Origin of the sequence: Microvirga tunisiensis, assembly GCF_009296175.1 — a bacterium.
GTDB classification, from domain to species: Bacteria; Pseudomonadota; Alphaproteobacteria; order Rhizobiales; family Beijerinckiaceae; genus Microvirga; species Microvirga tunisiensis.
The window spans coordinates 1-6,822 of the sequence record NZ_VOSK01000316.1; the positions used below are offsets into that span (position 1 = coordinate 1).

7 protein-coding genes are annotated in these 6,822 nt (G+C 59.4%); 5 read left to right on the forward strand and 2 right to left on the reverse strand.

Translation table 11 applies throughout. The annotated features are described in order from the left end of the window. Window positions 1–133: 133 nt before the first annotated feature. The 5 genes from FS320_RS35115 (at window position 134) to FS320_RS35135 (ending at window position 5,375) form a co-directional block, all read left to right on the forward strand. Window positions 134–580, forward strand: a complete 447-nt coding sequence (locus FS320_RS35115; RefSeq protein ID WP_244627592.1) for a type 2 periplasmic-binding domain-containing protein — start codon at window positions 134–136, stop codon at window positions 578–580. 69 nt (window positions 581–649) lie between these two features. After that, window positions 650–1,537, forward strand: a complete 888-nt coding sequence (locus tag FS320_RS35120; RefSeq protein WP_152717004.1) for a carbohydrate ABC transporter permease — start codon at window positions 650–652, stop codon at window positions 1,535–1,537. Window positions 1,538–1,569: 32 nt separating this feature from the next. Beyond that, complete coding sequence (locus FS320_RS35125) at window positions 1,570–2,406, forward strand: carbohydrate ABC transporter permease (RefSeq protein WP_152717005.1); 837 nt, start codon at window positions 1,570–1,572, stop codon at window positions 2,404–2,406. Beyond that, the gene (locus FS320_RS35130) at window positions 2,403–3,641 is read left to right on the forward strand and encodes an AGE family epimerase/isomerase (protein ID WP_152717000.1); all 1,239 of its coding nucleotides are present in this window, start codon (window positions 2,403–2,405) and stop codon (window positions 3,639–3,641) included. The genes FS320_RS35125 and FS320_RS35130 overlap by 4 nt, the downstream gene beginning before the upstream one ends. Window positions 3,642–3,941: 300 nt before the next feature. After that, the gene (locus tag FS320_RS35135) at window positions 3,942–5,375 is read left to right on the forward strand and encodes a DUF6880 family protein (RefSeq protein ID WP_152717001.1); all 1,434 of its coding nucleotides are present in this window, start codon (window positions 3,942–3,944) and stop codon (window positions 5,373–5,375) included. A 43-nt stretch (window positions 5,376–5,418) separates the two neighbouring features. Here the strand turns inward: FS320_RS35135 and FS320_RS35140 are convergent, their stop codons facing one another. Further along, entirely contained in the window at window positions 5,419–6,099 is a 681-nt protein-coding gene (locus FS320_RS35140) for an RES family NAD+ phosphorylase (protein ID WP_152717002.1), read from the reverse strand. Between the two features lie 2 nt (window positions 6,100–6,101). Next, window positions 6,102–6,494: an MbcA/ParS/Xre antitoxin family protein gene (locus tag FS320_RS35145; RefSeq protein WP_152717003.1), complete on the reverse strand. Its 393-nt coding sequence runs from the start codon at window positions 6,492–6,494 to the stop codon at window positions 6,102–6,104. Window positions 6,495–6,822 lie beyond the last annotated feature (328 nt).

Below are 6,822 nucleotides of genomic sequence, written 5' to 3' on the forward strand. Positions count from 1 at the left end.
TGGAAAGCGCGTTGCCCGGATCAGTCGCCGACTTGCACCGCCTGGCCCGCCGCGAGTTCGGCCGCCTGCAGCAACGGCCTGAGCTCATCACCAGCTTCTTCCGGCACGCAGGTCTCTCCGTTGCAGGTCTTTAGTGAAGATCATTAGCCTCAGCTACGCTACCGCCCCGCTGCCACGTGGCTCCATAGCCCTGCCGACCAATCTCTATGTGAAGGCCGAAGGTACTGACGCCAAGGCGGCCTGGGACTTCGTCATGGCCACCAACGAGCCCGAGAATCTGACGTGGCTTCTCAAGAATGTCGGCTGGCTGCCGAACCGCTCCGGCGTCGACTATTCCAGCGTGACCAACGCAACTCCGGCGTTCAACGCCTTTGTAAATTACCCGAAGGACTACAAGTTCTTCACGCTGCCCTCAATCGGACCGATCGAGGAGGTGCTGACGCGCTTGGCTGCCCAGCTCACCAATGCCTTCCGCAATGCGTCTCTGGCAAAGGATGATGCGGCCATCGATGCCTTTCTCAAATCGGCAGCGGACGAGACCAACCAGATCCTCCGCCGCGAAGGCGTTCTCGGGAAGTAGCCTCCTGTTTCGTTTTGTCTTGCGTCGTCCGGTGCGCACTTGTACCGGACGGAGTTTGAAGAGGATCTCCTGGTGCAGCGCAAGAGATGGATATTCGCGCTCCTCGCGCTCCTGCCGACATTAGTGATCTTCGCCTATGTCCGGATCTATCCCATTGGCGATACCCTGCGCCTGAGCCTGCACAAATGGGACATTCTATCGAAGAATAAGCCCTTCATCGGCTTCGCGAACTTCGAGGAGCTCGCCGGTGATCCACTGTTTAGGGAAGCGCTCCTCAATACAACCATCATTGCATTCGGCGTCCTGCTCATGACTATCCCGCTGGCATTGATGCTGGCCGCTCTCATCTATCACCGGACCCACTCGCGCTTTGCTGGCTTCTATGAGGCGGCGATCTTCATTCCACATGTCGTGTCGCTCGTGCCCGCTGCCATGGCATGGAAGTGGATCTTCGACGCCCGTCTCGGCCCACTGAATGCGCTGCTGACCAGCGTTGGATTTGCCCCCAGATCCTGGCTTTTCGATCCAGTCCTCTCGGTGTTATGCGTCATTGTTCTCTGCTCGTGGCAGGCTCTTGGCTACGCGGTCATTATCTACCTTGTAGGGTTTAAGAGCCTACCTACCTCACTTTATGAGGCAGCCGAGCTTGATGGCGCGTCAGCCCCTCAGCGCTTCTGGCATCTTTCGGTCCCTCTGCTCAAGCCGATCACGCTGTACGTTTCAGTCGTCACCCTGGTGTCAGGCTTTAACGTCTACGCCCAAGCCTTCGTGCTGGCCTCTGATGCCCAGGGCGCGCCGGGACGGCAGGTGCGCGTTCTGGTACTCGACATGCTTGAGAACAGCTTTCGCAACTACCGCGTTGGCTTCGCTGCCTCCGAGGCAGTGGTGTTACTGGCGATCGTTTTGATCCTGACCCTGATCCAGTTCAGGATGCTGCGGGAGAAAGGCCGCTCATGAGACCTCTCCTCGAGAAAACCACGAGCCGCGGCATGGCCCGGCATACAAAAGCGCGCGTGATCAACATTGCGATCGATGTGGTCCTGACGGCCGTCTGCCTGCTGATGATCCTGCCGCTGGTCTTCCTCGTCTCCAACGCGTTCAAGACGCCACAGGAGATGCTGGCCTGGCCCCCGACAGTCATTCCGGACGATCCAACTGTCGCGAACTTCAAGGCGGTACTGGCCGACACTCCACTGCTGCGTTGGATCGGAAACAGCATCCTGTTCTCGACCCTGTCTACCATTTGCATTCTCGCGACGTCGGCGATCACTGGCTACATCTTGGGGAAGTTTCGCTATCGCGTGCTCAACGTGTTCTTTGCCATCATCCTCGCCACGGCCATTGTGCCGTTCGAGGTTTACATGATCCCGCTTTACTTCCAGGCGAAGGCGCTCGGCATCCTCAACTCTACCTGGGGGTTGCTGCTGGGCTACCTGGTGATGAGCTTCGGTATCTTCCTCATCCGACAGAATGTGATCCACTCCATTCCAGACGAATTGCTGGAGGCAGCCAGGATCGATGGTGCCGGGGAGTTCTGGATCTTCTTGCGCATCGTTCTCCCTCTCCTGCGCGGCGCTCTCGGAGCTCTTGGAGTACTGGCCTTCTTCCAAGCTTGGACGGCCTTCGCTTGGCCTTTGATCGTAGCAACGACCCGGGACAGCTACACGATCGAGGTGGGGCTTGCTCTGTTTCAGACGGGCTTCACTGTTGATCTTGGACGGCTGAGCGCGGCCTCCGCGCTGGTCCTCATTCCAAGTATTACGCTGTTCGTCCTGCTGCGCCGGAACTTCGTGCAAGGCGTGGCGAGCACGGGGTTGAAGGAATGACCGCATCGGACCCCTCGCTGGTGGATGTGCATGCCCGCTATGTACAGTCCAATGCGGCAACCCTACGTTGGATGCTCGCGCGCCCGCGCCTTGCCGGCGCTTTCCTCAACACCAAGGTCAACAGTCTGAGCCTCGCGGACTATGGAGACGCAGACGGGGTCCGCGGGCCGTCCTACCTCTATGGTTGGATCCAGGGGCGGGGGCTTGAGGCAGTTGCGACGCATGCGGAGTTTTTCGAGACGGAGGATCCCAGCCTCGCCGCAGAACTCGATGCGGCAGGTGTCGCTCTCTATCATGCACTCTGCGATCTGAAGCGCCGCGATGGACACGGCTATTTCTGCTACGACCGCGACCTGAACCCCGTCTATGTGAGTTCCGACGGCATGCTGCACCAGCAGTCTGCTGCTGACGGGGTGTTCACCTATTCGGATGCTTTCTTTGCCAAGGGCCTTATCGCCGGGGCGGCACGCTATGCTCCGGCGGACGTTCCGGAGCATCTCACCTACTTGGCCGAGGTGGTCGATGCGATCGAACGGCGACGGTTCCAGATGGACGAGCGCTGTCGCCTCTCGCCCCAAACAGCTTTAGATGAGCCTGAGGATTTCGGTCCGCGGATGATCCTTCTCGGCGCGGCGGGCCTCCTCCACCGCGTTGGGCGGAGCGAGCACTCAGCCTTCGCAGATCGCTTCATTGCCTATATTCTCGAACGTCATTTTGACCCGGAAAACGGCCTGTTGCGCAATGTTCCGGGGATGGATACCTGCAATGTCGGGCATGGTATCGAGTTCGTGGGCTTCGCGCTGGACCACCTGCAGGGCAGCGCCGAACCCGCTCTAGTGCAGCAGCTTCAGTCCGTGCTTAGCTCCTCCTTTACTCGCGGCTTCGTTGGACCCGGGCTTTGCCTCTCGATTTCAGCCGCAACAGGCGATCCCCTAATTCCTTACTGCCCCTGGTGGTCTCTGCCCGAGACCATTCGGTCTGCCGCCTTGTGCTTCGCCGCAACAGGTGACGGCGAGATCCTGCGCATCTGGGAGCAAGCCGACCATGCGTTCTTCACGCACTACTGGCGGGGCTCCTTGGCTTATCAAACTCTGACGCGGGATGGACCGGTTGATTTCGTTCCGGCAACGCCAGACCTCGATCCCGGCTATCACACGGGGTTGAGCCTTCTGGCCGCTATTCATATAGCCGACTGGATCTTGACCCGTCCTATTGACCCTCAAGCTACGAGGTAGCGTCCTAGTTCTTTCGAAGTCTCAGATATTCTCAGATCCGATCGGCTTAGACCGCCAAGGGCTTGCCTGTGCCTCGCGTTCGTGCCGAAAGCCACTGGCCTGAACGGCCATTGATGCAGTGAGTACAGACATCCTGGCACAGCATTCCGTATAGCTTGCTGATCAGAATGTTTGTTAAAATATACGTTATAACATGCGATATCACCGACTGAGGGCTCCTTCCCACCAGCAACCCACACAGGATTGATTGTGATCCGTCTGACCCATAAATGAGAGCCCTGGACGCACTCGGGATGCGACATGGCCTCACGCAAGACTCTGAACGCGAAGAACCTCGAGGCACTTGGAGCCGAGCGTCTGGCTGAGCTGTTGATCGAGATCAGCCGGGGCAATGCGGCGGCCCAACGCCGCCTGCGGCTGGAACTGGCGGGTGCTGCCAGCCCTGCCGACATGGCGCAGGAGATCCGCAAGCGCCTCACAGCCATTGCCCGCTCCCGCTCCTTCGTCGATTGGCACCAGCGTAAGGCCCTTGTTGCGGATCTTGAGACCCAGAGACAGGCCATTGCTCAGGTCGCCAAAGTCGATGCAGCTGAAGCGCTGGACCTTCTCTGGCGTTTCATGGCATTGGCCAATTCGATCTTCAATCGCTGTGATGACAGCAGTGGGAGCGTGATTGCGGTCTTTCAGACCGCCTGCCGTGATCTGGGGGACATCGCCACCGCAGCGGATGCCGCTCCCAACGTGCTGGCTGAGCAGGCTTACCGTGCTTTGATCGAAAACGAGTATGGTCAGTATGACGGCCTGATTGGGGTTCTGGCTCCGGCACTCGGCGCGGCAGGCCTCGACCACCTCAAGCACCTCATCCTCAAGCTGTCACAGGAGCCGCGGCAGAAGCGTCGTGCCGAAGACCGGAAGGTCATTGGCTGGGGGATGGGCGGACCCTTGTACGCCGATGAGCTGGCTGAGCGCCATCGCAGCAGCACTGTTCGAATGGCGCTGGAGGCGATTGCGGATGCGCAGGGCGATGTGGACGCCTTCATTGCCCAGCAAAGTGAGAAGGCTCGAGGCGTTGCGAGTGTTGCTGTGGAGATCGCACAACGGCTCCTGGCTGCGGGCCGCGCTGACGAGGCCTGGGCTGCCATCAATGCCGTCGATCAGGACCGGCCCGGCTGGATCCCCGTCGAATGGGAGCAGACCCGGCTTGAGGTGCTCGAGGCCCTTGGACGAGCCGATGAGGCGCAGGCGTTTCGCTGGACCTGCTTCGAGCGCTCGCTCAACCCAGAGCACCTGCGCTCCTACCTCAAGCGTCTGCCCGACTTCGAGGATCTTGAGGCTGAGGAGCGGGCCATCGCCCATGCGCGGAACCATCCGAGCGTGCACCATGCCTTGGGTTTTCTGGTGAGTTGGCCAGCGCTGGAGCATGCCGCGCACCTGGTGCTCACCCGCGCAGACGAACTCAACGGTGACTTCTACGAGATCCTGGCGCCGGCCGCGGCTGCGCTGGAGGCAAAACATCCACTTGCGGCTACCGTTCTCCGCCGGGCCTTGATCGACTTTGCCCTAGAGCGGAACCGGACCAAGCGGTACCAGCATGCCGCTCGCCACCTTGAGGAGTGCGAAAACCTTGCTGACCGGATCGAGGATTTCGGCAGGTTCGAGGCTCATGAGGCCTATGTGAGACGCCTCAAAGCCGAACATGGCCGCAAAAGCTCATTCTGGAGCTTCGTTTCTTGAGGAGTTCACCGCCACTGCAGCCCTGCCCGTACAATGGCAAAGGCTAGAGGCTGAGATCTCGCTTCTCGTAAACGGTGCTGATCGAACTGCCATCCCAGACATAGGTCAGGTGCCGCTCCTGGCGGCAGTTCGACAGAACCCGGGGCTTGAAGATGGCCACGCATTCACCGCCCGGTTTGCGCACGCTGTCATACGCAAAACCAGAGGAGCCGCTGTTGCGGATCTCAATCGCAAGAGCCTGTGACGCAGTATAGCTGCTCGGGTCATAGATCCCCAGCATGGTGTCCCTCATTCCCCGGATGTCATGCAGCACCGCATCGAGGTCAACGGCATATACCCGCATATCGAGCTCGATCCTGGGCTCGCTGGTTGCCCGCAGAAATGCCTCCCGGTGGTACTTGGTTTCGGCAATCGCCGTCTCGAGTGTTCGGCCCGCGTAGAACACGCCAAAGCTGCCATCGGTGAAGCGGCTGCCGTAAGGCGGTAGGTGAGTGAATGCCGCCATGATTGGGCTGGTGCCGGGGCCGCTGATCCGGTCTTCCGGAGGGACAAGGTTGAGAGAGCCCACCTCATTCCGCAACCGGTCATTGGTCATGCTCTCGATGTCGAGGACCGTTTCGAGATCGGCAGGATCTGTGACCCGCTCGAACAGATTGATCGGCGGGAAGCGGCTCGGGATGATCCGATAGCAGGGCAGCCATCGGACAGCAGAAGTAGGGATCAACCTTATCCTCGCTGGGCGTCGACGTAACGGCGGACGAGATTAAGATCGGCAACATTCCCTCCAAGCATCACATCAAGCGCTGAGCGGCCATTGAAAGGTTGGGCGGCATTCGGCTTTTTCACCCAAGCATCAGCAGCCTGCTCGCTTGGCAGCAGGATCTGGAGGCCACGATAGATGCCAAAGATATAGGACAGGCGCTCGAAGGTATCCCTCGACAGAGAGGCCTCGTCAGGCCGGTCACGCCACTTATAGAAGGTTGATCGAGGCGGCTGACCAAGAACAACCATCTGCTCGGCTGGGGTCAGCTGCCAAGCATCGGCAATGCGAAAGAAAGTCCGAAGCCCAGGACCAGCTTTGTTGGGTCGTGGTGTGCTCTCGGCTCTTAAGGCAACCATGAGTTCTCGTCCATTTGTAGACAACTTGCTATATAATGCCACAAATGGACAACTTATCAAGGCGAAAGCGGTTCCTGTCAGCCTCACAGTATCGTTCCCTGCCCTGTCCCGGCTTGCATCTAGCCGTTCTTATGCATGGGAAGGTTGATGAAGGCTGGCGAGTGTAGCTTAAGCACTTGAAGCAGCGTAGGATTTGGTTGTTGAGACTAATCCCTGCCACCAATTGCCCTGTGCCACACTCGCCATGCCGGACGATACACCTGCCACCTTCCCGTTTCCAGCCGTTGGCCGCAAGAAGATCACCGCTGCTTTCGACGGTGGGCGCCTG